This window comes from Aneurinibacillus danicus (assembly GCF_007991215.1).
Taxonomy (GTDB): domain Bacteria; phylum Bacillota; class Bacilli; order Aneurinibacillales; family Aneurinibacillaceae; genus Aneurinibacillus; species Aneurinibacillus danicus.
In genome coordinates, this window is sequence record NZ_BJXX01000286.1 from 1 (window position 1) to 855 (window position 855).

General features: G+C 44.4%; 1 protein-coding gene. It reads right to left on the bottom strand.

Annotation, left to right across the window (positions count from 1 at the left end; genetic code table 11):
- On the bottom strand, positions 1 to 797 hold a 797-nt coding region (locus tag ADA01nite_RS21770; protein ID WP_170230422.1), incomplete at its 3' end, for an IS3 family transposase.
- Positions 798 to 855 lie beyond the last annotated feature (58 nt).

Sequence of the window (855 nt, forward strand, 5' to 3'; positions counted from 1 at the left end):
TGACTCCGATATTCATTTGGGGTCATCTTTTTTAATGTCCACTGGTAGCGGTGGCAGTTGTAGTCATAGATGTAGTCAGACACGAGCTCGACGAGCTCGTCAAAACACATGCAATCTGAGTAGTCTAACTCGTCCTTCATATGACCAAAAAAGGATTCAATCGGGGCATTATCCCAACAGTTTCCCTTTCGAGACATGGAAGGGGTCAAACCAAGTTCTATTATCCGCTTCTGATAAGCTGGATTCGTGTAATGAACACCCTGATCTGAATGTAAGATGGCTTCTGGATGGAATGAGTGGTCTAACTGCTCCGCGAGTTTATCAAGAGTACGGTAGACCAGTTCCATGTGCAGTGACTCTGACAAATGATACGCCAGAATCTCTCGCGTTGCCCCATCTTTTACACAAGACAAATATGCCTTCTTTCCATTGCCATAGAAGAGGTAGGTGATGTCTGTTAAAAATACTTTCTGTGGCTCGCCCTGATCGAAGTTTCGTTTCAAAAGGTTTGGGCGTATCTTGTGCTCATGCGTTGCCTGTGCCATCTTCTTGTAAGGATTCGCACGGCGGACCTTCGCTACTAGATTGTATTTTCGCATGATCCGACGAATTCGCTTGTGATTCATGACTACACTTTTCCGATTTTCAAGTTCCATCTTAATGGTTAGTGCACCAGCACGACCTTTCTTAGCATCATAAATTTCCTTGATTAACTGGTCATCTTTTTCGTCAGCCTCTTCTCTATCGCAACGTGTCTTCTCAGAACGCAGCCATCTATAGTAACCACTTCGGCTCACTCCTGCCAACTCACAGAAATAACTTGTCATATTTGGGTGAGAGAAGTTCCGTAGAGTC